The following is a 24,118-nucleotide window of genomic DNA, read 5'->3' on the forward strand; positions in this document are numbered from 1 at the left end:
ATGCCTGAACTGCTGATAGAACTGTTTTCTGAAGAAATTCCTGCCCGCATGCAGCAGCAGGCTGGCGAAACGCTGGTGCGGCTGCTGACTGAAGCCCTGGCCCCCCTCAAGCCTGAAGGCCTGAAAGCCTATACCGGGCCACGCCGCATTGCCGCATCCTGCACGCTTGATGCCATGGTGCCGGGCCGCACCCTCTCCGAACGCGGCCCGCGTGAAGGCGCGCCGGACAAGGCGCTGGACGGCTTTACCCGCAAGCATGGCGTCTCCCGCGAGGCCCTGACCCTGCAAAATGGCTTCTGGGTGCTGGAACGCGAGGAACCCGCCCTGAGTGCGCAGGACCATCTTGTTGCGACCCTGCCTGATCTGTTACGGCGTTTTCCGTGGCCGAAATCCATGAGATGGGGAGCAGGTAGCAGCTTTACGTGGGTGCGTCCGCTGCGCCGCATCCTGTGCCTGCTGGATGGAAACGTGATTCCTTTCACCTTGGCGCACGGCGATGATAACGGCCACAACCTGAAGGCAGGAGACCAGACAGAAGGCCATCGTTTTCTGGCTCCGGGGGCCGTGACCGTTAGTGGAACAGCCAACTGGCAGGAAACACTGCGTAGCCGGTTTGTCATGGTCAACGCTGCTGAAAGACGCACGGTTATTAGCAAAGGGCTGGCCGAACTGGCTGGAAGCGAAGGCCTTTCCGTTGTGCCTGATGCCGGACTGGTGGATGAAGTGGCCGGACTGGTGGAATGGCCGGTGCCCTTCCTGGGCCGGATTGATGAACAGTTCATGGATCTGCCTGCTGAAGTGATGCAGGTTTCCATGCGCGTGAACCAGCGTTATTTCGCTCTGCGCAACAGTGATGGCACAGCCGCCCCCCGCTTTGCCTTTGTGGCCAATATTGTGCCAACGGATGGCGGCGCGCTTGTTGTGGCGGGGAACGAACGTGTGCTTCGTGCCCGCTTTGCCGATGCCCGCCATTTCTGGGATCTGGACCGCAAGCAGACCCTTCACTCTCGTCTGGTAGCGCTCGATAACATCACGTTCCATGCCAAACTGGGCACGCAGGGGGAACGCACACAACGCATGGTGCGGCTGGCCGGGCTGATAGCGCCCATGGTCGGTGCATCCAAAGAAGACTGTGAACGTGCAGCGCTGCTGAGCAAAACGGATCTGACAACCGGCATGGTTGGCGAGTTTCCTGAACTGCAAGGCGTGATGGGTGGCTATTACGCCCGTCATGATGGTGAAACACAGGCTGTTTCAACCGCCATCAGTGAACAGTACATGCCGCGCGGCCCCGGAGACACCGTGCCCACAGCGCCGGTTTCCGTTGTGCTGGGTCTGGCTGATCGGTTTGATATGCTGACGGCATTTTTCGCGGCTGGTGAAAAACCGTCCGGCTCTGGCGACCCGTTTGGCCTGCGCCGTGCAGCATTGGGCATTATCCGCCTGATCCGTGAAAACACCCTGCGGCTGGATCTGGTTAAGCTCTTCACGCTGGCAGCAGAAGCGCTGCCCGAAGCCTTGCAGAATGCGCCTGATCTGGGCTTGTTGCCTCAGTTCATTGCTGAACGGCTGCGCGTGCAACTGCGGTCAGAAGGCGCACGGTATGATTGTCTGGCTGCCATCTCGGTCGGCAATACGGACACAGATATCGTGCGGCTGCTCGCCCGTGCCCAGGCATTGCAGGACATGCTGGAAACGGAGGATGGCAAGAATCTGCTGGCGGCCACCCGTCGCGCCGCCAACATTCTGCGCATTGAAGACAAAAAGGATGGCCCGCACGAAAAAACGCCAGATGCCAGCCTGTACACCCAGACCGAAGAGCGCGATCTGGCCAGCGCACTGGATCACGTTGAACCGGCTGTGGAAAAGGCGTTTGCAGAAGAACGCTTTACCGATGCGATGAAGGAGGCCGCAACACTCCGCGCGCCACTGGACAAGTTCTTTGAGGCCGTGACGGTCAACGCGCCTGAACCTGAACTACGCCTTAACCGACTGCATCTTCTGGCCCGACTGGTCCGCATGATGCGCCTGATTGCCGATTTTACCCAGATTGAAGGGTAATCTTCTTCCCCCGTTGGCATCTGCTGCCAACGGGGGTTTTTCTTGTGACGCCTGACAACAAAGAAAAAGTCACTCGGCTCTCCTGCATTCCCTGCCCTCAGCCCGCTTTTTCTTTCCTTCTGCCTGATTGACGCTATCTGATTGAGGAAAGTTCTCTTTTCATGACCTCATCCAGAACATTGCTGGCCGGATTGGCCAATGGCGTGATGGCAGGTGCCCTGTGGGGCATTGTTTTTCTTGTCCCTCGGCTCCTGCAGGATTTCAGTCCGCTCCAGATGGCAGCGGGACGCTATATCCTGTACGGCATCCTTTCCTGTGTGATGCTCGCCCCTCGCTGGAAAATGGTCAGCCAGCAGGTCAATCAGGAAGAATGGCGAGCGTTGTTCTGGCTCAGCCTGCTGGGCAATCTTATTTACTACGTGTTTCTGGCCGCCGCCGTCCCGCTGATTGGCGGCCCGGCTACCTCCCTGATTATCGGGTTTTTGCCCATTACTGTGCTACTTTGCGTCTCACGCGATCAGGACAGCATGCCGCTCAGGCATGTTGGGGCACCTGTTCTGCTCAGCGTTTTGGGCATTGTGTTGATTGTCTGCGGATCATGGCTTCACACGTCAGCGTCCAGTTCTTCCCCTCTGCCTTCCTCGATGTGGGACTATGCGCTGGGTATTCTCTGTGCGGTGGGGGCTCTGGCCTCTTGGACGGCGTATTCTGTCATGAACAGCCGGTGGCTTCGGCGGCGGCCACACATCAGTGGGCATGACTGGTCTTTATTGACGGGCGTTGTCACTGGCGCACAGGCACTGGCACTCGGTCTTCCTGCTTTTTTCTACCCTGGGTCTGCAGGGTATCCACCCCACGCAGGCATGGACTGGCTCCGCTTCTGGACCATATGCGGTGGTGTGGCGATTTTTTCATCCATCATTGGTAACGGATTCTGGAACAGGGCAGCCCGCCTTCTGCCGCTCTCCCTGAGTGGGCAGATGATCGTGTTCGAAACCCTGTTCGCCCTGCTCTATAGTTTTCTGTGGGAACACCGTTGGCCCACCGGTACCGAAACCTTCGCCATGATCTTTTTGGTTACCGGAGTATTGTGGTGCATGGCCGCACATAGAAAACAGGCCTGAACCTGCCGGAGCTTTATGCCCCCGCTGCCCATCCTGCATCAAAAGCGGTAACCATTTGGTGAAGCCGCATCAGCCCGCTTTCTGCACGTCCTTTATTCGATGTCAGGCCATAAAAAAAGTGTGGGGCAAAGAGCCACCACACTTTTGTCTCGTCCTATCCGTTCGTGAAAATGCTGTTATGGAGAGCGACCAAAGAAGAAGCTGATCACCAGCAGAACCACAAAGACAAACACCAGAATTTTGGCAATTCCAGCAAAGCTGGACGCCGCGCCGCCAAACCCGAAAACGGAAGCGATCAGCGCCAAAATCAGAAAAACAAGAACCCATCTCAAAATCGCCATCGCGTCTCTCCTCAAGAAAACCGTTGCCCCTGTTCAGAGAAAGCTTCGGCATGCTTATGCTTCTAAGGATACAACGCGCTAACGGCCTGAAAGTTCTCCAAAAAAGAAACGATAGCAAACTGAAGAGACGGCCTCAGTGCTCCTCTGACCCAGGAATGATATCATACCCTGCACTCCCCGGTGCCGGGCCGGGGGGCGGACCATTACCAACAGCAATGCCTGTCAACTGGTTGGCAGAAGGCCCGATCTCACGCGCATCAATTGCCGTGCCGAGTTCCCCGCTGCTGCCGGTGCCTACCGCATAGAGGGGCTGACCCGGCTTGAGCCATGCCGCCACGCGGCCCGCTTCACGCGCAGAAAGATAGACAACGGAGTGATCTTTCAGCACCGCCCCCGTTACCTGCCCATCCAGATTATAGAGGGAGAGCCAGACCTCGCCATGCAGGACAATATCCGGCCCTGCAATCATCTCGGTCGATTGCTGCGGCATGGAGATGAAATTATCCTGCATGCCACGGCCGCGCGGGCTGGTAATGCCAAAAGCCCGAATAAGCGGAAGAGTACGCGCCTTCAGCCCGCGGATGGAAACCGTATCACCCGGCTTTACCAATCCGGCCAGTGTATGCCCCTGCTCCGGCGAGACGAGAACCTGCGTTCCATCTTCCAGCACCAGCCCTGTCACACTGCCATGAGGAGAGGGCAGAAACTGCGCCACCTTGCCACTGAACTGCGGCAGACCGGACAGATCATACACGCCAACAGCCTGTTGCTCCGTAACAGTCTGATGCGCGGCATATTGTGAGGAAGAGGCATGGTGTGCGGCCGGTGCGGCCACCGCAATGGAAGAAGCCAGCAGCGATGCTGGAAAAGAAAGCAAAAGGCGCATGGGATCAACCAATGAAACCATCTCCGCCCGGCATCTGATCGACACCAGACAGAGATGTGTGAAACTTTACGCCATTGTTCGACAGGAAAGCCGTTCCGGCAAGAGCCGGAAAAGCGTGTCAGTGACGGAAATGACGCATACCAGTGAAGACCATGGCAATTCCAGCGGCATCCGCCGCAGCAATCACCTCATCATCCCGAATGGAACCACCAGGCTGAATAACAGCCGTGGCCCCTGCCGCAACAATGGTTTCAAGGCCATCAGCAAACGGGAAAAAGGCATCAGACGCCGCAACTGAACCTTGGGTCAGCGGCGCATCCAAGCCAGCGGCCTTGGCGGCCTCCCCGCTTTTGGACGCCGCAATTCGGGCGGAATCAACGCGGCTCATCTGCCCTGCGCCAATGCCCACAGTTGCGTTGTTTTTGGCATAGACAATGGCGTTGGACTTCACGTGCTTGGCCACACGGAAGGCAAATTCCAGATCTGCCATTTCCTGTGCGGACGGCGCGCGTTTGGTCACCACACGCAGGGAGTCTGGTGTAATGCGGCCGTTATCGCGCGTCTGGGCCAGGAACCCACCCGCCACGGAACGCACAACCACCCCTGCTGCTGCCGGATCAGGCAGAGCACCCGTTAGCAGCAGACGCAGGTTTTTCTTGCGGGCCAGAACCTCTTTAGCGGCCTCTTCGGCATCCGGGGCAACAATCACTTCAGTAAAGATACCGGCAATCTGTTCCGCCGTTGCGGCATCCAGTGTGCGGTTCAGCGCTACAATTCCCCCAAAGGCGGAAACTGGATCACAGCGCAGCGCACTCTGCCACGCTTCCGTCAGGGAAGAGCCGATAGCCACCCCACACGGGTTGGCATGCTTCACAATGACAACGGCAGGTTTGTCAAATTCCGACACGGCTTCAAACGCGGCATCCGTATCATTGATGTTATTGTAGGAAAGCGCCTTGCCCTGCACCTGCACAGCGGTCGCCACGCCGGGGCGGGTACTGCCATCACGGTAGAAAGCAGCCTGCTGGTGGGGGTTTTCACCATAACGCAGCACTTCTGCACGCTGGCCAGCCAGTGTGAAGCGTTCGGGCAGAACCTCATTCGCCTGCTTGGCAAACCACGCAGCAATAGCGGCATCATAAGCCGCAGTCCGCGCATAGGCGGCACCCGCATAAGCGCGCCGTTGATCCAGCGTGCTGCCGCCTTTGTTGAGGGCGTCAATCAGGCCGGCGTACTGGGCCGTATCCGTCAACACCACAACATGATCATGGTTCTTGGCTGCCGCACGGATCAGGGCCGGGCCGCCAATATCAATATTTTCGATGCAGTCTTCAGCCCCTGCGCCAGAGGCAACCGTCTTTTCAAACGGGTAAAGATTGACCGCCACCAGATCAATCGGGGCAATGCCGTGTTCTTCCATCTGCGCCACATGGGCAGGCAGATCGCGCCGACCAAGAATGCCGCCATGGATCTGGGGCACCAGCGTTTTGACGCGCCCATCCAGAATTTCAGGAAAACCCGTGTGATCAGAAACTTCCGTAACCGGAAGGCCAGCCTCCCGCAGGGCCTTGGCGGACCCCCCTGTGGAGAGAATTTCCGCCCCGTGCGCCACAAGAGCGCGCCCAAGGTCAAGAAGCCCCGTTTTATCGGAAACAGAAATCAGAGCGCGGCGCACAGGCTGCGGGGACTGGCTCATAAGCGGAGACCTTTCGCACGGCTAAAAGCTGTAAAGCGGCTGCTTACCCAACCTGCCGTGCCAGAGCAACCGTATGCTGAGGCAGGTCAGGCACTCAGCGGCGGGTAAATGTCCAGTAAAGCGGTTGCCGGCCTGCGGCGATGGCTTTTGCCTCATACCGCGTGGGGAACCAGCCTTCTGGCCGTTCGGTGGCAGGTGGGGGCGCTTCAAAATAAGGCTGCGCCGCCATCACCTCTTCCACCCATGCCTGATAGGTTGGGTCATCACTGGCAACCCGCCACACAGCACCGGGTTTGAGCACGCGGGCAACCAGTTCAACATTCTGGGGATGCACAAAACGGCGTTTGGCATGCCGTGCCTTGGGCCATGGGTCCGGAAACATCAGGAACAGCCGGTCCAGCGAGGCGTCCGGCATGGCCTTCAGCAGTATGCGGGCATCATCATCCCACAAACGCAGCATGTCCGGAATGAGTGCGGTTGCTTCCTGCCCAACCGGCACAAGGCGGGTCAGGAGCGAGCAAAGCCCGTTATCAAAAACTTCTGAGGCAATATAGCCAATATCAGGATGTGCGGTGTGTTGGGCGTAGGAGTGTTCTCCTCCCCCAAAGCCGACTTCAAACCAGATCTGCCGGGGCGGCTTGCCAAAACCGGCAACCGGTGTGGCTGCCTTATCAAGCGGGAAGCGGAGCCGGGGCAACGCTTCCTCCAGCAGACGTTCCTGACGCGGGCGGAGCGGATGGCCGCGCTGCCGTCCATAGAGTCGCTCAGGGGGCGGCTTTACATCAGGCGCGCGGGCATCGTCCGTCATAGGTAACGTCAGGCTTTTCTTCTTAGCGGTTCAGTGCGCTGCGCAGGGCGTCAACCAGATCCGTGCGTTCCCACGTGAAGTTATCACGCGCATCATCCGGCTTGCGGCCAAAATGACCATAAGCAGATGTTTCAGCATAAATCGGACGGTTCAGACGCAGATGCTTCCGGATACCGCGCGGAGACAGATCCATCACATCACGCAGAATCTTGCCCAGACGGGCTTCATCCACATCCTTGCCGGTTTCATCCAGATCCACATAAACGGACAGCGGATGAGACACGCCAATGGCGTAGGAAAGCTGAATGGTGCAACGATCAGCCAGACCAGCAGCCACAACGTTCTTGGCCAGATAGCGGCAGGCATACGCGGCAGAGCGGTCAACCTTCGTGGGGTCCTTGCCGGAGAATGCGCCGCCGCCGTGCGGGGCTGCACCACCGTAGGTATCCACAATGATCTTACGACCGGTCAGCCCACAGTCACCGTCCGGGCCGCCAATCACGAAAACACCGGTCGGGTTAACGTAGAATTCGTTATCTTCCGGCATCCAGCCTTCCGGCAGAATACCACGCACCACACCGCCCAGACGATCGCGCAGTTCTTTCTGATCAATACCCGCATCATGCTGGGTGGAGATCACCACGGACGTTGCCTTGACGGGGCGACCATTGGAATAATGAAGCGTAACCTGGCTTTTGGCATCCGGCTGCAAGCCCGCAACGCGTGCATCGCCAGCGCGACGCAGATCACGGATTTCGTGCAGAATGCGGTGTGCATAATAAAGCGGAGCCGGCATCAGGGTGTCGGTTTCGTTAGACGCATAACCGAACATGATGCCCTGGTCGCCTGCGCCTTCGTCCTTCTCACCGGCACTGTCAACGCCAACAGCAATGTCAGCGGACTGTGCGTGCAGGTAATTGGCGGCATCAGCCGTACGCCAGGAGAAACCTTCCTGATCGTAACCAATGTCCTTTACCGCATCACGCGCGGCCTGAATCAGGCCTTCTGAGGTAACGGAAGCCGGGCCACGCACTTCACCGGCCAGAATGATCCGATTGGTGGTAACCAAGGTTTCACAGGCCACGCGAGCTTCAGGGTCTGCTGCAAGATAGGCATCGAGAACAGTATCGCTGATCCGGTCCGCAACCTTATCGGGATGACCTTCGGAAACAGATTCCGAAGTGAACAGGAAATCGCCGTCTTTACGCATGATGGTGCCGTCTGCCCCACGCACTGTGAAATAGGAATTGTGATATCACCCTTGAGGAAAGGGGACGAAACCGTGTGGCGGAATAGTGACCAATGGTCAAGTGTATTGCCGCCATGCGTAGAAAATGTCCGTCGCTCCCGTGCGGGTGGATTAGCGGATAACCGCCGCTTTCATGAGCATTTACAACTGCAAAGCCATTTTTGCCGTTATGAAAAAAACGGCTAACTATTTTTATTTACAGCAAAACTTCGTAAATCATACGCCCCGGCAAAGGGCTGGGGCGCGTTCCAAAAAGGCCGCCTTTATTAAAGAGGCGGAAGCCCCAGAACATCTTCCATACCAAAATATCCCGGCGCATGGCCTTCCACCCAGAGAGCCGCTCTTACCGCTCCGGTCGCAAAAATACGCCGGTCAAACGCGCGATGCGAGAGTGTGATCTGCTCATCAGCCGAGGTAAACAGAACATCATGCTCCCCGACAATCTGCCCACCGCGCAGAGCAGCGAACCCGATAGCGCCGGTTTTGCGCGGACCGGTATGCCCGTCTCGCCCACTTTCCTTCACATCAACCAGAGCCACACCACGCCCTTGGGCCACAGCTTCCCCAATTGCCAGAGCCGTGCCTGATGGAGCGTCCACTTTCTGCCGATGGTGCATTTCCAGCACTTCAACATCATAGGACTCAGCCGGTAATGCACGGCCCATCATCTGCGCCAGACGCTGCACCAACGTCACACCTGGCGAAAAATTGGCCGCATGCACAATAGCGATGGTCTGCGCGGCCTTATAGACGGCAGCACTCTGTTCAGCAGAAAGACCCGTGGTGCCCAGAACCCACGCCGTACCGTGCTGAGACAAAGCCTGAGCATGAGGCACGACTGTCTCTGCATGAGTGAAATCAATCACCACATCGCTGATTGCTGCCAAAGATGCCATGTCCGAAAAAACAGGGACATTTTCCGGCAAGCCGACAACACCACCCGGCTTGCGGGCCGTGCCCCCCGCCAGAATGGCCCCGGCCGCCTGTACTTCTTCTACCAGCAACTGGCCCACACGCCCTGAAATACCGGCAATCCCGACCCGAAGGGATTTTTCTGTCATGCGGGCTGTTCCTTTAGTGTCAAAATTCAGCTTTTGTTTTCAAAAAAATCACGCACGCGGGCAAAAAAGCCGGAGTGTTCCGGGCTGCCCTTCACGTTTTCACCGGCTTCTTTCTCAAACTCCTCCAGCAATTCGCGCTGGCGCTTGTTCAGATGCTGCGGTGTTTCAACAGTGACCTGAATATACATATCCCCCCGCGCACTGGAACGCAGGACGGAGAACCCTTTGCCACGCAGACGGAAATGTTCGCCCGTCTGCGTGCCTGCGGGAATTTTTACCTTTGCGCGGCCGCCATCAATAACGGGAACTTCAATTTCCGTGCCTAGAGCAGCCTGGCCCATGCGCAACGGCACACGGCAATAAACATTCGCACCATCACGCTGGAAGATGGAATGTTCCGAGACAGACACATGCACATACAGATCACCCGGCGGCACGCCCTGCCCGGCTTCGCCCTCGCCAGAGATGCGGATACGGGTGCCATCTTCCACGCCAGCGGGAATCTGCACGCCAATTGTGCGCTCTTTTTCCACCGTGCCCGCACCATGGCAGGCCTTGCAGGGGTCTTTCACACTTTTGCCGGTACCGTGGCAGGTGGGGCACGGCCGTTCCACCACAAAGAATCCCTGCTGGGCGCGGACTTTCCCCGCACCATGGCAGCTTGGGCAAACCGTCACACCTGTCGCACCATCGTTGGACCCGGTGCCATGGCAGGACTCACAGGCCACACGGGTAATGACCCGCACATCTTTTTTCACGCCGGAAAACGCTTCTTCCAGCGTGATCTCAACATGGGTCTGGATGTCGCTGCCGGTACGGGCACGGCCACCGCGACGGCCACCCATCATGTCCCCGAACATCTGTTCGAAGATATCGCCCAGACCACCGCCACCAAAACCGCTGAAATCAAACCCGCCGGGGCCACCGCCACCGCCGCCTTCAAAAGCAGCATGGCCAAACCGGTCATATGCGGCGCGTTTCTGCTCGTCTTTCAGAACATCATAGGCCTGGTTGACGTCCTTGAACTTGGCCTCGGCCTCTTCATCACCAGGATTCCGATCCGGGTGATATTTCATGGCCATCTTACGATAGGCTTTCTTGATTTCGTCAGCCGATGCTGTGCGGGAGACCTCAAGAAGTTCGTAGTAATCAACCTGGGTGGCCATGAAAATCCTCTTACGGAGTTCTGCCTCTTACTGAGCGCAGCATGTGTCAGATATGACAAAGGCGTCCGCCTTCCAGGAAGCACGGACGCCAGAGAAAAAACGGTCATGGCAGGGGAAAGTCACCCCCGCCACCCGTGGTAGTCGCGCCCGATCAGGCTTTTTTGTCGTTTACGTCCTCAAAGTCCGCATCGACAATTTTTTCCTCATTCGGGTTGGCACCAGCCGCACCGGCACCGCCCGGAGCAGCACCTTCGCCAGCCTGACCAGCCTTATATACAGCCTCACCAATCTTCATGGCAGCCTGTGTCAGACGATCGCTTGCGCTCTTGATGGCTTCGGCATCGCTGCCTTCCAGAGCCGTCTTAACCGCAGCAATAGCGCCTTCAGCTTCTGTCTTGTCAGCAGCAGGAACCTTGTCACCCGCTTCAGACAGAGACTTTTCAACCTGATGCACAAGGCTTTCAGCGTTGTTACGCACTTCAACCTGTTCACGCTTGGCCTTGTCTGCTGCCGCATTGGCTTCAGCATCCTTGACCATCTGTTCGATATCGCCTTCAGACAGACCACCAGATGCCTGGATCTTGATCTGCTGTTCCTTGCCGGTTGCCTTATCCTTAGCGGACACGGACACAATACCGTTGGCGTCGATGTCGAACGTCACTTCAATCTGCGGCACACCACGCGGAGCCGGGGCAATACCCGTCAGGTCAAAGTTGCCAAGCAGCTTGTTATCAGCCGCCATTTCACGTTCGCCCTGATAGACCTTGATGGTCACCGCGTTCTGGTTGTCTTCCGCGGTGGAGAAGGTCTGGCTCTTCTTGGTCGGGATGGTGGTGTTGCGGTCGATCAGGCGGGTAAACACGCCACCCAGGGTTTCAATACCCAGAGACAGCGGGGTTACGTCCAGCAGCAGAACGTCTTTAACGTCACCTTTCAGCACCGCACCCTGAATGGCTGCACCAATGGCCACCACTTCGTCCGGGTTCACGTTACGGGCCGGGTCCTTGCCGAAGAAGCTTTTAACAGCCTCAATCACCTTCGGCATACGGGTCATGCCGCCAACCAGAATGACTTCATCTACTTCAGAAGCAGAGACGCCAGCGTCTTTCAGAGCAGCCTTACAGGGTTCAAGCGTGCGCTGGATCAGATCATCAACAAGGCTTTCCAGCTTGGCGCGGGTCAGCTTCAGCACCAGATGCTTCGGACCAGAAGCGTCTGCGGTGATGAACGGCAGGTTGATTTCCGTTTCCTTGGAGGAAGACAGTTCGATCTTCGCTTTTTCAGCAGCTTCTTTCAGACGCTGCAGAGCCAGCTTGTCAGCGCGCAGGTCAATGCCCTGTTCGCGTTTGAACTCATCCGCCAGATACCCGATGATGCGGTTATCAAAGTCTTCACCACCCAGGAACGTATCCCCGTTGGTGGATTTCACTTCGATCACGCCGTCAGAAATTTCCAGAACGGAAACGTCGAACGTGCCGCCACCAAGGTCATAAACCGCAACCGTGCCGCCGCTCTTCTTTTCCAGCCCGTAAGCCAGAGCCGCTGCTGTAGGTTCGTTGATGATACGCAGCACTTCAAGACCGGCGATACGACCGGCGTCTTTCGTTGCCTGACGCTGGGCATCGTTAAAGTAAGCAGGAACGGTAATAACGGCCTGCGTCACTTTTTCACCAAGGTAAGCCTCGGCGGTTTCCTTCATTTTGCCGAGCACGAACGCGGAAATCTGGGAAGGGGCATATTTCGTGCCGCGCGCTTCCACCCATGCATCACCATTGTCACCCTTGACGATGGTGTAAGGCACCATTTCCTTGTCTTTCTGAACGGTCGGATCATCAAATCGACGACCAATCAGACGCTTCACGGCATAGAATGTGTTTGCCGGGTTGGTGACAGCCTGACGTTTCGCAGCCTGTCCAACCAGCATTTCACCACCTTCGGTGAAAGCAACCATGGACGGCGTTGTGCGTGCGCCTTCGCTGTTTTCAATAACCTTGTTTTCATTCCCTTCGCGCACGGCCACGCAGGAGTTGGTTGTACCAAGGTCAATACCAATAACTTTGCTCATTCATACTCTCCTTCAGCGACCTAGCCTGGCCCGAAGCACCGGACTGGGTCCTTAGTCTCTCACCTGATTTTCCTTTGCCGGAAAACAGGTTGCGAGTGTTAAGCCTGATGTATGGTGCGGCCTGCGCTCTTTCAAGTAGAAGCAAGCCGTTGGCAAACAAAATTTTTACCACCCATACCCTTGCCAGAAACCCGGCTTATTCCGGTGCTTTGGCCACCACCACCATGGCAGGCTTGAGAAGACGCCCGTGCAGCGTCCATGTCGGCGTCCATGCCTGCATTACAGTGCCCGGCGCATGCTCAGCACTCGGCTGTTCCGCCATGGCCTGATGCAAATTGGCGTCAAACGTCTTGCCTTGCGCGTCTTCACACTTGATGCCGTGACGCTCAAGAATGGAGATGAAAGAACGTTCAGTGCTTTCAATGCCTTCACGCATCTTGGTCAGAACGCTGTCTTCCCCTTCCTGATGCGCAGGCAGACTGGCCAGCGCACGGCGCAGGTTTTCAGCCGCTTCCACCACATCCCGCGCAAATTTCTGCACGGCATATTGCCGGGCGTCTTCCACATCCCGCTTGGCACGGGTGCGTAGGTTCTGGTTATCGGCCTCGGCCCGCAGCCATTTCTCCTTGAACTCGGCAGCTTCCTGCTCAAGCTCCTGAAGACGGCCCTCGGCAGCAGAGGACGGCTCGGCATGGGTCTCCGCTTCAGGTGCAACCGCTTCCTGAGGCTGGGAGATCTGGTCGGTTTCAGCCGGCTCTGCCGGCGTGCCGACCCGGTTGGGATCTGTATCGTGGGTCATGCACCAAGAAGTAAGCAACCCGTCCGGAACCGACAAGACCCGCACGGCACCGCGATGATGATTTTACAACGCATGCAAGCCGTGCTCAAAAAACGCGGCAACATGAAAGACTCTGCCCCCATGGCGCAAACAGGGCGAACCCCGTATGCTCATGGGCTGGCGTTGAAGGCGATGAAGGAACACGCACACAATGGTAGAGCGTACCAAGCAGACGATTGCGCTGGTTGATGACGACCGCAACATCCTGACCTCGGTACAAATGACGCTGGAAGCCGAAGGCTTTCACGTCCGCACCTATACTGATGGCGAATCGGCCCTGCAGGGCATGACGGCTTATCCTGTTGATCTGGCCGTGCTGGATATCAAGATGCCCCGCATGGATGGCATGGAACTGTTGCAGCGCCTGCGCGCCCGGTCCAATCTGCCGGTCATCTTCCTCTCCTCCAAGGATGAGGAAGTGGATCAGCTTATGGGGCTGCGCCTTGGCGCTGATGACTACATCACCAAGCCCTTTTCCCAACGCCTGCTGCTGGAACGCATCCGCGCCCTGCTGCGCCGGAACGAAGTCAGCCGTGCGGAAGCCAATGGCACGCCAGTTGGCGGTGCACTGGTCCGCGGTCCGCTCTCTCTGGATGAACTGCGCCACAAATGCACGTGGAACGGGCAGGATGTCCCGCTGACGGTTACGGAGTTCCTGCTGGTAAAAACGCTGGCCCAGCGCCCCGGGCTGGTGAAGTCACGCGATCAGTTGATTGATGCCGCCTATGGGGACACGGTTTATGTGGATGACCGCACAATCGACAGTCACATCAAGCGTGTCCGCAAGAAATTCCGGCAGGTTGATGACAATTTCAACCAGATTGAGACCCTCTACGGCATTGGCTACCGATACCGGGAAGACTGAGGCCCGCTGGTGACACAACGGACACGCATGTCTGTTTCTTCCTCGCTCTCCAGACTGAAAAGTCTGAAGCTGCCGGGGCAGGGCAACAAGCAGGGTGGCATTGAGGCCACCGCCGCGTATGAGGCCTCCAAAACACGGCTGGTCTCTCCGCTCATGCGGCGCATCATGCTGGTTAATATTCTGCCGCTCGCGCTGCTGGCAGTCACCATGCTGTTTCTCAATCAGTTCCGAAACAGCCTGCTGACCACAGAAGTTGCAGGCTTGCGGGAGCAGGCGCGCATCTATGCCGGAGCCCTTGGGGAAAGTGCTGTGCGCAATACGCGCGCGCGCAGCACTGGATCGGATGGTGAATTTTCACTGGAATCCTCACAGGCCCGCCGCCTGTTGCTGCGCCTGACCGAGCCCAGCCCCAGCGCACATGCCCGCCTTTTTGGCCCGGATGGGCAGTTGGTGGCGGATAACCTGGCTGATCAGCCGGACCATCCCCCCCACTCCTTTCCGTTCCGTCATGGCTATCGCCCTCCGCCGCCAGGCGGCGTGAATGACCCAAGCGGGCCGCCCCCTTTTGGCCCCAGCTTTTTTGAACGCCTGCTGACATGGGTGTGGCGCAGTAACGAAACCAATATTGTCAGGCTCGACACAAACGAGGCCGACATCCCCGCAGACCCGGCCCGTCCGCCAGAAGCCAACGGTCCCAATTTTCGCCCGCCGCCAGAAGCCCCTCCCTACATCCGCCGCACAGCCAATGGCCGCCTGATCATCACCGTGGCGGAGCCCGTTATTCGTGATGGCCATACGGTCGGGATTATCCAGCTTACCCGCGCCGCATCTCAGGTTGATCGTTCGGTTTTTGCCGTGCGTTCCTCCATTTTATCCCTGTTCCTCACGGTTCTGGTTATTACCATCCTGCTCTCATGGTATCTGTCCCTTACAATCGCCCGCCCCCTGTTGCGGTTGGCAGCGTCCGCCCAGATCATGCGCGAATCTTCGGGGCGCACAGGGACCGTGCCAGCCCGCCTGCTGGCGCGGCGCGATGAAATTGGCGATGTGGCCCGCGCCCTGCAGGCCAGTGCGCAGGCGCTGTGGAAACGGATGGACGCCATTGAGCGGTTTGCCGCGGATGTCAGTCACGAGATCAAAAACCCGCTTTCTTCCATCCGCTCCGCCATTGAAACCCTGCTCCGTATTGAAGACCTAAATCAGCAGCGTCGCCTTCTGACCATCATCAACGAAGACGTTCGCCGTCTGGACCGTTTGATCACCGATATCTCTGACGCCAGCCGTCTGGATGCCGAAATGTCCCGCGCTCAGGCCGAGCCGGTTTCCATCAAACCGCTTCTCTCTGTTCTGGCGGAAATCCATCAGGCCACCCGCAAGGAAGGTCAGCCGATCATCACCACAAAAGTGGAAGGCGATTCCCCCGAACATCCCCTCCGCGCTCTGGCGGTGGAAGACCGGTTGGTGCAGGTGCTCCGCAACCTGATTGGCAACGCCATTTCCTTTTCCCCACCCAACGGCCACATTCTGCTGGAAGCAGCACCTGCCGGGAACATGATCTCGATTTCCGTTTCGGATGAAGGACCGGGCATTCCACAGGCCAAACTCGATTCCATTTTTGACCGCTTTTATTCAGAGCGTCCCAAGAACGAGAATTTTGGCCAGCATTCCGGGCTGGGTCTTTCCATCAGCCGCCAGATTGTGGAAGCGCTGCACGGCACAATCGCTGTTGAAAACCGGCATGACGCACAAGGCAATGTCGCCGGGGCCCGCTTTACAGTGCGCTTGCCCAAAGTCACCACCTGACAGCTCATCCTACAAGCAAAACCGCACGCAAAGCCGGATTTGAGAGCAGCCAGACCTCTGTCAGCTATTTTTTGAAGGGAGAGCGCGTTGGCTGTTATGGCCTGTCACCAACGCGAAAAGGCGTCTGCGTTTTTTAGACGGGCTCCGCTTCAACGCAGAGTTCGAGTTCTATTTTCACGCCAGCAGGGGTCATGCTCTTGACCCACATAAAGGTCAGGGATGGCGAAAAATTGGAGAAAACCTGCCTTAACAAGGGAAAGCAGGAAGGGAAATCGGCTGCCCCTTCAATGATATACACCACCCGCGTGACATCTTTCAGGGACAGATCATCACGCGCCAGAATAGCCGTTCCCGTCTCCAACGCCGCCGCACATTGCTCCGCTATGGTCTGCGTTTGCGGAGAAGAGGACCGAAGCCCCCTGATCCGTATCCCTGCCGGTGTGTGCTCTACCCGTGGCATAGCGGCAGAAGGAGAACCAAAAGGAGTGTGGTGTAACGCGTCAGTCATGAGCATCCATCATACCGTCAGGCCTGTAAAAATCGCAAATTGCTCTTTCGTAACAATACATACATCATAATGGTGTAAAGCATGGCATGCACGCGGTGCAGGCAGGCATTGCCACACCAAAGCTGTGCAGACATATTGCGTAACATGGGGTGACCCGAGCATAATGCCGCTACCGTAATTTGGGTCAGTGCTTTATTCAGGACCGGATGCCTGCTTTGCCCACCGCAGGCGCTGGCTCCCCGCTTGCCATGCAGGCCTGAAAACTTTTTGCCCGCCTCAGGCCACAGAAAGGAACAGATGTAATGTGCGCGGATGATACACTTGTTCCACGCCGTATCCTGCTGGTTTCAGGGCTATCTGGTGCTGGCAAGTCCTCAATCCTGCGCATTCTGGAAGATCTGGACCACGAGGTTATTGATAATCCCCCCTTGGGAATGCTCGATGACATTGTGGCGCGCGCGGAACGCCCCGTGGCCATTGGTGTGGATTCCCGCACCCGGGGGTTTGATGCCTCTGCTGTGCTGGAGGCACTGGCGCGGCTACGCGTGAACCCCAACCTGCGGGTTGAACTGATCTACGCCACGGCGGAAGAAAGCGTGCTGCTGCGGCGCTATACAGCAACCCGGCGCCGTCACCCCCTTGCCCTGCACGGCAGCATCAAGGAAGGGATTGAGGAAGAAACAATACTGACCGCGCCCCTCCGCGCTGCGGCAGATCTGGTCATTGATACCTCGGACATGCCGCCACCAGAACTACGGCAGTTTGTAGAAAGCCGTTTCAGCCCGTGGCAGGGAGGATCAGCCGAAGGGCTGACCGTAGCCCTGATGTCCTTCGCCTTTCCTGCAGGTTTACCGCGTGAGGCCGACATTGTGTTTGATGCGCGCTTCCTACGCAATCCTCACTACGACCCTGCCCTAGCCCCCAAAACCGGGCTGGATGCTGATGTAGCGGCTTATGTGGCTGAAGATTCGGATTATCTTCCGTTTCTGGATCAGATTCACACCATGCTGCAACTGGTGCTGCCGCGCTTTGTGCAGGAAGGAAAGAAATACGCCACCATCGCCATTGGCTGTTCTGGCGGACGCCATCGCTCCGTGACTTTGGTGGAAGCCCTTGCCAAGCGCCTTGCGGCACCGGATGGCATGGGCACCTATCAGGGGTCCGGCCAGTGGCCCATCATGATCATGCACCGCGAACTGGCCCGGCAGGGGCTGGGTGCGTGGCGATGGGCCAGAAAGCCAACCGGCAGCCTTGCGGATGAAGCTCTTCCACCTGTCAGTTAAAGAAATTCCTCGCCTCTTCCGTCCCTCTGAAGGGACTTTTACTGCCGCTGCAACGCAGCTCAGCCTGAACCTCTTTGTTGCTCAGGCGTCTTTCATCTAGCCCCCTCTCTCTTTTTTTAACGCTGGCATTTCAGGAGCAGCGTAGCGCCCGCATTTTTTATTCGTTTACGGCAAGGTTCCTACTTCTCTTTATGTCCATCACATCCACCACCCTCCAGCATGAACCCATGGCGGAGACCATTCAGACCAAACTGACTCCTCTTGTCTCTTCCTTCCGCACATGGCTGAGCTGGCTTCCTCCTTCGCTGGTCTCTCTTCTGGTCCTTGCCCTCATCGGTCTTTGCGCAGCGCTTCTCAGCCGTCTGGTCACAGACCGCATTCTGATGCGTATTCCCGGTGCCAAACGCGGGGCCTTTGTTCGGTCCTTCACACGCACCATGCGGCGTCCTGTCCGGCTGACCGTTGTCATTCTGGCCATGAGCGTGGCCCTTCCCGCCTGCGGCCTGCGCGGAGACCTGCTGGATACGGTCGCGCATCTCCTGTTGATGAGTTTTGTGGCCGTCATGGGCCTGGGCACCCTGCTGACAACACGGGTGATTTCAGACGCCTATCTGGTGCGCTTTGCCGAAGCCGATCAGGATGATGATATTCTGGCCCGCAAACATGCCACACAGGTACGTCTGCTCCGCCGGGTGGCGGAAATTCTGATCTGCGTACTCACGGTCAGCGCGGAGTTGATTACGTTTGAGCCGGTCAGGGAATATGGGCTCAGCCTGTTTGCTTCGGCAGGTGCCGCATCCCTGATTGCGGGCCTTGCGGCGCGCCCCATTCTGGTCAACCTGTTTGCCGGTGTTCAGATTGCCATGACGCAACCCATCCGCATGGGGGACCTGATTGCGTTTCAGGGAGACTGGACATGGGTGGAGGAAATCACGTCCACCTATGTGGTGCTGCGTTCATGGGACTGGCGCAGGCGTATTGTGCCTATTGCCTATTTTCTCGACACACCTTTTGAGAACTGGACCTACAACTCGGCAGAGCTGATTGGCGCAGTCTATCTGCATGTGGACTACCGCGCCCCCATGGATCGTATCCGCGCCAAGCTGGAAGAAATTGTACGGGGCTGCCCACAATGGACAGGAAAAGATTTCAGCGCGCAGGTTGCTGACTGCACAGACCAAACCATGATTATCCGCGTTACGGCCAGCGCACGCACGGCCATCAGAAGCTGGGATCTCCGCTGCGAGATTCGGGAAAAAATCATTCGGTGGATGTGTGACGATTGCCCGGAAGCCTTGCCCCGCAACCGCTTCGCCATGACACCAACGGAACAGGGTGCGCTACAAGCGCCATTCCCTACGATGGATCATCCCGCCATGAGCAACTGGCCTGCCGGTGTGCCCAAGGGCCCGTTTGGACCATTTGACACGCCCCCGGCCCCATCAAAATCAGCCTCTCAGCCACCCATCCCACCCCAAACAGCATTCCGCCCTCTCTAACTAAAGAGAACATTCTGTTCAGGACGGTCAGCCAGAGGTTTTTATATCAGAAAAGGAAGCGGCCCCTCTGGGCCGCGCCTGCCATCAGAACGTCTTTTCCGCCTGTGTCAGCCCTGATAAATCTGATCAAAGATGCCGTTATCGCCAAAATGCTTTTTCTGAACTGTGGCCCACCCGCCCAGACTGGCAATGTCAAATGTTTCCACTTTTGGAAAACGGCTCGCGCTTTCAGCCGCGACAGTGGGGTCCACCGGGCGGAAATAATGTTTCGCGCCAATCCGTTGCCCTTCGGGCGAAAACAGAAACTCAACATAGGCCTGTGCCGCGGCCTGAGTGCCATGCTGGGCCACGTTTTTATCCACCACAGCCACTGGCGGCTCGGCCAGAATGGTCATTTTGGGCACGACAATATCAAACTGGTCCGGGCCGATATCCTTGGCAGCGAGAAGAGCCTCATCTTCCCACGCAAGCAGAACATCCCCCAATCCGCGCTGCACAAAGCTGTTTGTCGCGCCCCGCGCGCCTGTATCCAGCACGGGGACATGCTTGAAAAGCGCCTTCAGATAAGCACGTGCAGTTTCTTCAGACCCACCAGGTTGACGCAGTGCCCATCCCCACGCAGCCAGATAGTTCCACCGCGCCCCACCGGATGTTTTGGGGTTAGGCGTAACAACCTTCACATCATCCCGGATCAGATCCGGCCAGTCATGAATGTTTTTGGGATTTCCCTTCCTGACCAGAAAAACAATCGTGCTGGTAAACGGCGTGGAATTATGTGGCAGGCGCTTCTGCCAGTCCTGCGCAAGCAGGCCATGCTGGGCTAGGATATCAATATCATAGGCTAAACCAAGCGTAACAATATCTGCCGGAGCGCCTTCCAGAACGGAGCGCGCCTGCGCCCCGGAACCACCATTGGAGGTTCTTACAAAAACAGAACTATCTGCATGTGCTTTGGTGTATGCTGCTGCGAAGGCCTTGTTGATGTCCGCATACAATTCACGCGTAGGATCGTAAGATACATTCAGCAACCGGAGCGTATCCGCCTTTGCGGGCCGGAAAGCAAAACCGGCGGTTACACCACCAACCAAAGCTGCGGCACCCAGAAACGCGCGCCGTGACAGGATATCTGACACTGTAATTGTCTCTCCATCTTCCTTGCGCGTGTCTTTTCGGTAGCCTTGGCAAACCTTGGAACGTCAGCGCCTAATTCACGGTATCATTTGTATATTATTCGTCAAGTAAAAACATAACTCATAGTATTTTTTGATAACCCTTATCCTTCATCCTCATACGCCTTTTGAACCGCCACCTTTCCGCCAATTTGGCGCGTTTTTTGGCTGAACTCCATATAATCATCATAAATCGTTGTTATTTGTATATTGCGTTCATATTCGTGATATGCATATTCTTTTTTGTTACGATTAGATTTCGTTCAATTTGTGTCTACGCCTTTTCTGGAAAATCCCATGGTCGGTTTTCAACCTTCTGCAGTTCAGCGCCTCCTCTCTCTCGCCTCCTCTTCGGCGCTCTGCCTCATGGCGTCTCCAGCCATGGCAGCGCCCCCTACTTCTGCCGGTCTTTCCACCCCTGCACCGCCCCCGGCATCAGTACAAACGGCGCCTTCTGCGGCAAAGGCTGCTGCTCCGCTTCCATCCCATTCAGGGGAACAGATCACCGTTCACACCGCACCGTTGCCCCACATTGTCCTGTACCCTCACGCAACCCCAACCGGACAGCCCATCCGCACAACCGGGGCGCAAGGGCGCTCTTCCGGACGGCAATATGACTGGGGCGTCTTCAACCGGGGTAATGGTGAAGCAGCAGGATTCGGCCCTGTGGGGCAATACGGCGTTGCCCCTTGGGCAGAAGACTGGAGCCGCCTGCGTGACAAAAGCAAACGGACCGATCCTTTTGATATTCTGAAATATATTGCCCTGAACAACAGCGGCTCAATCTGGCTCAGTTTTTCTGGCGAGACCCGGTTACGCAACTGGTTTGAAAGCCGCCCCAATCTGGGTACACAGAAAAATAATGATTCCGGCCGCTTCGGCGTGAGAAATCTGTATGGCGCGGATCTGCACCTTGGGTCCCACGTGCGCCTGTTTGGTCAGCTTATCAATGCGGATGCAGGCGGATGGAACGGATACGGGTACGGCACCACTTACAGAAAACGCCTTGATGTCCAGCAGGCCTTCATTGAAACCCGCTGGAGCATGCTTGGCGCAAAAAGTGGCTTCATGTTTGGCCGCCAGCAGTTTCTGGATGCTCCTTCTTACATGCTCTACAATCGGGAAACGCCGAACGTCCCGCTCTCGTGGAACGGGTTTCGCGCCTATATGGTCTGGCCGCGCCTGCGCATTGATGGGTGGGATTTTGTCCAGACCAATGACAGCTATACAAAAATGTTTCGGGATACCGAAAACTATAATACCCGCCTTTATGGTTTCAACATGACATGGTCCGCACCGGATGGACATTTCATGGGAGACCGGACCTATTCCTTTCTGGATGCCTTTTATATTGGCTATAAACTGTCCGGCTCCAGCGGCGCCATTGCAACCGCTACCGGTAGCAGCAATGGCTCCAACACCCGCAACAATTTTGGCATCCGCTGGCATGGTATTGCCGGACCTTTTGAATTTTCCCTTGGCGGAATCTGGCAGGGTGGCGTCTTCCGGTATGCCAAAACCAATGAAGCCCGCTCTGTCAGCAGTTATGCCATCAACACCCTTGTCGGATACCGCTTGCCCAAAAATCCGTTCCACACCTTTCTGGGGCTACAGACCGATGTCTATTCCGGGGGAAACAAAAACAAGAATTCCGGCACCATTGGTACTTATATTTCCCCCTTCAATCCGCAGACCAACTATCTGGACACCACAACCTACATGACAGGTTCCAACCTGATCAGTTTTGCGCCATTAGTGCGGGCCACATTTGTGAAATCTCTCAGCCTACAAGTTAAATATCCTCTTTTCTGGCGTTACAGCACGCAGGACCCCATTTACCGGTCCTCAGGGTTTTATACGTTCGCCCACAATTTTGATGGAAAATTCATTGGCATGGCCCCTCAGGCCTCGCTGACATGGCAGATCACGCCCCATCTTTCCTGGACGCAATATGTGTCCCGTTTCATGACGTCGCACAGCCTCAACCGTGCAGGCGGATCAAGCGCGACCTATTACCAGTCAAACTTCGTTTTCCGGTTTTAACATGTTCATAGCAGGCACCCCTGATTGCACGACATCCTGTCAGCAAAAAATCAGGGAGATGCCTGCTTGAACCCCATTCGTAAATTACAAAATCACTGAAAAATAATGATCTTTGCGTAAAGTTTACCATTTACTTGAACAGAGAACCTGCAAAACAACATTAGGCGAGACGATGGCCATTGCAGCACGACCCTCGTACTCTTTCACCGGCACCTGAAACCGGTTGCCCATAAGAATGGCGCTCTCTCAACCCTTCCGGCCTGTCTGGAATGACGCATTCAAGCCAGTCCCCCAAGGATAGCAGTTGCCAAGCGGCGTTCATCCCTTCTTTCTCTTCATACCATGATCCGCAATCAACGCTCCGCTTTCCGAAACTAGACGCCCTGTGCGCTATCGCCCATCCTTACTGAGCGCCCCTCACTTTTCCTTCCAGCGACTGCTCACAATACAGCCCGCAAGTCGGGAAGCAGGGCACTCAAGTCCCCTCCGCTTATTCATTGGCCTGCTGACACACTACAAACCAATGACAAATGCTTGTTCGGTATTGCAAGCCCAACACCGCCATGCTGGATCACATAACCAGGTTCGTTGAATAACGCCCGCGCGTCATGATGGTGCAAGCCGCTGTTCAATCAGAAGACAATATGAATATCAAAGACCGGTTTGAGCACTATACTCAGATAAACATCGCCTCATTCAAAAAAGTTTACATGTAAATGTACAAATAATGTCACATTAAATGGAATAAACATAAACTATTCATAGAAATAATTTAATTAACTGAAGAATATCATTAAAAACCCAAACATATCTCCAATCCATTTTTATGGAATACAATATCATCCAGCATTGCCCCACAACCTTTCCCTATGCATCGACCTCTGCATGAAATGGGGCCGCCCCACGTTCGCCTCCAATACCTGACCATTTGCACAGATGCTCCGGGGCAGGAGCCACAGAAACGTCCCGGCTCAGCGGAAAGACTGTTACCAATTTGACACGACCATGCATGAAACACATCTCTGCCCTGATTTCTGTGTGTTCCTTGATGTTGTTTTATCGTAATGATGCGGCCTTGTCATTCTGTGACTTCACGCCCCCATTTTTCCAGCTGATGTGGACAGTACCCAATGCCCTCCTTCATGCGCCGCCTTCTTACAACCTCAGCATTGATCAGCTTTGCCATTCCTGCGGCAAGCGCACTCGCCGCTCCAGCAAGCGTGCAGAGTGATGGAAGCGAAAAACCTGTCCGCCAGGTCAAACCGGCAGTAGCGGCTGCGTCTTCTTCTCAGCCATCGATGATGGGATCGACAGCGCCGACGGATCAGGCGCCTGAGAACCTTGATGTCAAAGGGGCGCGGCATCGGTCAGTGGGCGGCGGTCTGATGATCAAGGAAGACGCGGCCAAGTCACGCTCCACCGTCACATCCGAATTCATCCAGAAACAGGCTCCCGGCCTGAACCCCATGCAGCTCATTGAAATGCTGCCAGGCGTGAACACCACCTCCACCGACCCGATGGGGCTTTCCGGCGGCCATGTCAGCATGCGCGGTCTGACCGAAAGCCAGATCGGCTTCACGCTGGAAGGCTTCCCCATCAACGATATCGGCAGCTATGCCGTCTATCCGCAGGAAATCGTCGATCCGGAAAACC

Annotated in this window: 19 protein-coding genes; 8 read left to right on the plus strand and 11 right to left on the minus strand. The window is 56.5% G+C overall.

Annotation, left to right across the window (positions count from 1 at the left end):
- On the plus strand, positions 1-2,061 hold the full coding sequence (glyS, locus tag AD948_RS07515) for a glycine--tRNA ligase subunit beta (RefSeq protein ID WP_061471362.1): 2,061 nt from the start codon (positions 1-3) through the stop codon (positions 2,059-2,061).
- Between the two features lie 161 nt (positions 2,062-2,222).
- The gene (locus AD948_RS07520) at positions 2,223-3,185 is read left to right on the plus strand and encodes a DMT family transporter (RefSeq protein ID WP_061471363.1); all 963 of its coding nucleotides are present in this window, start codon (positions 2,223-2,225) and stop codon (positions 3,183-3,185) included.
- Between the two features lie 176 nt (positions 3,186-3,361).
- Here the strand turns inward: AD948_RS07520 and AD948_RS17700 are convergent, their stop codons facing one another.
- From AD948_RS17700 to AD948_RS07560, 9 genes are all read right to left on the minus strand, one after another.
- Complete coding sequence (locus tag AD948_RS17700; RefSeq protein ID WP_006557861.1) at positions 3,362-3,526, minus strand: DUF1328 domain-containing protein; 165 nt, start codon at positions 3,524-3,526, stop codon at positions 3,362-3,364.
- Between the two features lie 133 nt (positions 3,527-3,659).
- Positions 3,660-4,412: a hypothetical protein gene (locus tag AD948_RS07525; RefSeq protein ID WP_035377143.1), complete on the minus strand. Its 753-nt coding sequence runs from the start codon at positions 4,410-4,412 to the stop codon at positions 3,660-3,662.
- 118 nt (positions 4,413-4,530) lie between these two features.
- On the minus strand, positions 4,531-6,108 hold the full coding sequence (gene purH / locus AD948_RS07530; RefSeq protein WP_061471364.1) for a bifunctional phosphoribosylaminoimidazolecarboxamide formyltransferase/IMP cyclohydrolase: 1,578 nt from the start codon (positions 6,106-6,108) through the stop codon (positions 4,531-4,533).
- Between the two features lie 94 nt (positions 6,109-6,202).
- Positions 6,203-6,916, minus strand: a complete 714-nt coding sequence (gene trmB / locus AD948_RS07535) for a tRNA (guanine(46)-N(7))-methyltransferase TrmB (RefSeq protein WP_061471365.1) — start codon at positions 6,914-6,916, stop codon at positions 6,203-6,205.
- Between the two features lie 22 nt (positions 6,917-6,938).
- Positions 6,939-8,126 (minus strand): methionine adenosyltransferase, encoded by a 1,188-nt coding sequence (gene metK / locus AD948_RS07540; RefSeq protein WP_039903637.1) that lies wholly within the window; start codon positions 8,124-8,126, stop codon positions 6,939-6,941.
- A 305-nt stretch (positions 8,127-8,431) separates the two neighbouring features.
- Positions 8,432-9,226 (minus strand): 4-hydroxy-tetrahydrodipicolinate reductase, encoded by a 795-nt coding sequence (gene dapB / locus AD948_RS07545; protein ID WP_061471366.1) that lies wholly within the window; start codon positions 9,224-9,226, stop codon positions 8,432-8,434.
- Positions 9,227-9,252: 26 nt separating this feature from the next.
- Positions 9,253-10,392 (minus strand): molecular chaperone DnaJ, encoded by a 1,140-nt coding sequence (dnaJ, locus tag AD948_RS07550; protein WP_061471367.1) that lies wholly within the window; start codon positions 10,390-10,392, stop codon positions 9,253-9,255.
- A 151-nt stretch (positions 10,393-10,543) separates the two neighbouring features.
- Entirely contained in the window at positions 10,544-12,457 is a 1,914-nt protein-coding gene (gene dnaK, locus AD948_RS07555) for a molecular chaperone DnaK (RefSeq protein ID WP_006557854.1), read from the minus strand.
- Between the two features lie 196 nt (positions 12,458-12,653).
- Entirely contained in the window at positions 12,654-13,256 is a 603-nt protein-coding gene (locus tag AD948_RS07560) for a nucleotide exchange factor GrpE (RefSeq protein WP_006557853.1), read from the minus strand.
- 190 nt (positions 13,257-13,446) lie between these two features.
- Between AD948_RS07560 and AD948_RS07565 the strand changes: the two genes are divergently transcribed.
- Both AD948_RS07565 and AD948_RS07570 read left to right on the plus strand, forming a co-directional pair.
- On the plus strand, positions 13,447-14,160 hold the full coding sequence (locus tag AD948_RS07565) for a response regulator transcription factor (RefSeq protein WP_006557852.1): 714 nt from the start codon (positions 13,447-13,449) through the stop codon (positions 14,158-14,160).
- Positions 14,161-14,187: 27 nt separating this feature from the next.
- Positions 14,188-15,963, plus strand: coding sequence for an ATP-binding protein (locus AD948_RS07570; RefSeq protein WP_006557851.1), 1,776 nt, complete (start codon positions 14,188-14,190; stop codon positions 15,961-15,963).
- Between the two features lie 133 nt (positions 15,964-16,096).
- Here AD948_RS07570 and AD948_RS18150 read toward each other — a convergent pair whose 3' ends face one another.
- A complete protein-coding gene (locus AD948_RS18150) occupies positions 16,097-16,471 on the minus strand; it encodes a RidA family protein (protein ID WP_140385918.1) in 375 nt (124 codons plus the stop codon).
- A 302-nt stretch (positions 16,472-16,773) separates the two neighbouring features.
- Here AD948_RS18150 and rapZ point away from each other — a divergent pair, with 302 nt between their 5' ends.
- Both rapZ and AD948_RS07585 read left to right on the plus strand, forming a co-directional pair.
- On the plus strand, positions 16,774-17,754 hold the full coding sequence (rapZ, locus tag AD948_RS07580; protein ID WP_061471368.1) for an RNase adapter RapZ: 981 nt from the start codon (positions 16,774-16,776) through the stop codon (positions 17,752-17,754).
- A gap of 191 nt (positions 17,755-17,945) precedes the next feature.
- Positions 17,946-19,253 carry a mechanosensitive ion channel family protein gene (locus AD948_RS07585; protein WP_061471369.1) on the plus strand — a complete coding sequence of 436 codons (1,308 nt, stop codon included), beginning with the start codon at positions 17,946-17,948 and terminating at the stop codon, positions 19,251-19,253.
- A gap of 107 nt (positions 19,254-19,360) precedes the next feature.
- Here the strand turns inward: AD948_RS07585 and AD948_RS07590 are convergent, their stop codons facing one another.
- Complete coding sequence (locus AD948_RS07590; RefSeq protein ID WP_006557846.1) at positions 19,361-20,386, minus strand: sulfate ABC transporter substrate-binding protein; 1,026 nt, start codon at positions 20,384-20,386, stop codon at positions 19,361-19,363.
- Positions 20,387-20,803: 417 nt separating this feature from the next.
- Between AD948_RS07590 and AD948_RS07595 the strand changes: the two genes are divergently transcribed.
- Positions 20,804-22,465 (plus strand): alginate export family protein, encoded by a 1,662-nt coding sequence (locus tag AD948_RS07595; RefSeq protein ID WP_248845959.1) that lies wholly within the window; start codon positions 20,804-20,806, stop codon positions 22,463-22,465.
- A 1,298-nt stretch (positions 22,466-23,763) separates the two neighbouring features.
- On the plus strand, positions 23,764-24,118 hold a 355-nt coding region (locus AD948_RS07600; RefSeq protein ID WP_156478981.1), incomplete at its 3' end, for a TonB-dependent receptor plug domain-containing protein.

This window comes from Acetobacter senegalensis (assembly GCF_001580995.1).
Classification (GTDB): domain Bacteria; phylum Pseudomonadota; class Alphaproteobacteria; order Acetobacterales; family Acetobacteraceae; genus Acetobacter; species Acetobacter senegalensis.

Bases quoted from the DNA above. Each gene is read 5' to 3' on its own strand.
- AD948_RS07520 (WP_061471363.1), top strand. From the start codon at position 2,223: ATGACCTCATCCAGAACATTGCTGGCCGGATTGGCCAATGGCGTGATG.
- AD948_RS07595 (WP_248845959.1), top strand. From the start codon at position 20,804: ATGGCAGCGCCCCCTACTTCTGCCGGTCTTTCCACCCCTGCACCGCCC.
- glyS (WP_061471362.1), top strand. From the start codon at position 1: ATGCCTGAACTGCTGATAGAACTGTTTTCTGAAGAAATTCCTGCCCGC.
- AD948_RS17700 (WP_006557861.1), bottom strand. From the start codon at position 3,526: ATGGCGATTTTGAGATGGGTTCTTGTTTTTCTGATTTTGGCGCTGATC.
- dapB (WP_061471366.1), bottom strand. From the start codon at position 9,226: ATGACAGAAAAATCCCTTCGGGTCGGGATTGCCGGTATTTCAGGGCGT.
- dnaK (WP_006557854.1), bottom strand. From the start codon at position 12,457: ATGAGCAAAGTTATTGGTATTGACCTTGGTACAACCAACTCCTGCGTG.
- AD948_RS07585 (WP_061471369.1), top strand. From the start codon at position 17,946: ATGTCCATCACATCCACCACCCTCCAGCATGAACCCATGGCGGAGACC.
- metK (WP_039903637.1), bottom strand. From the start codon at position 8,126: ATGCGTAAAGACGGCGATTTCCTGTTCACTTCGGAATCTGTTTCCGAA.
- AD948_RS07570 (WP_006557851.1), top strand. From the start codon at position 14,188: ATGTCTGTTTCTTCCTCGCTCTCCAGACTGAAAAGTCTGAAGCTGCCG.
- dnaJ (WP_061471367.1), bottom strand. From the start codon at position 10,392: ATGGCCACCCAGGTTGATTACTACGAACTTCTTGAGGTCTCCCGCACA.
- purH (WP_061471364.1), bottom strand. From the start codon at position 6,108: ATGAGCCAGTCCCCGCAGCCTGTGCGCCGCGCTCTGATTTCTGTTTCC.
- trmB (WP_061471365.1), bottom strand. From the start codon at position 6,916: ATGACGGACGATGCCCGCGCGCCTGATGTAAAGCCGCCCCCTGAGCGA.
- AD948_RS07525 (WP_035377143.1), bottom strand. From the start codon at position 4,412: ATGCGCCTTTTGCTTTCTTTTCCAGCATCGCTGCTGGCTTCTTCCATT.
- rapZ (WP_061471368.1), top strand. From the start codon at position 16,774: ATGTGCGCGGATGATACACTTGTTCCACGCCGTATCCTGCTGGTTTCA.
- AD948_RS07560 (WP_006557853.1), bottom strand. From the start codon at position 13,256: ATGACCCACGATACAGATCCCAACCGGGTCGGCACGCCGGCAGAGCCG.
- AD948_RS18150 (WP_140385918.1), bottom strand. From the start codon at position 16,471: ATGACTGACGCGTTACACCACACTCCTTTTGGTTCTCCTTCTGCCGCT.
- AD948_RS07565 (WP_006557852.1), top strand. From the start codon at position 13,447: ATGGTAGAGCGTACCAAGCAGACGATTGCGCTGGTTGATGACGACCGC.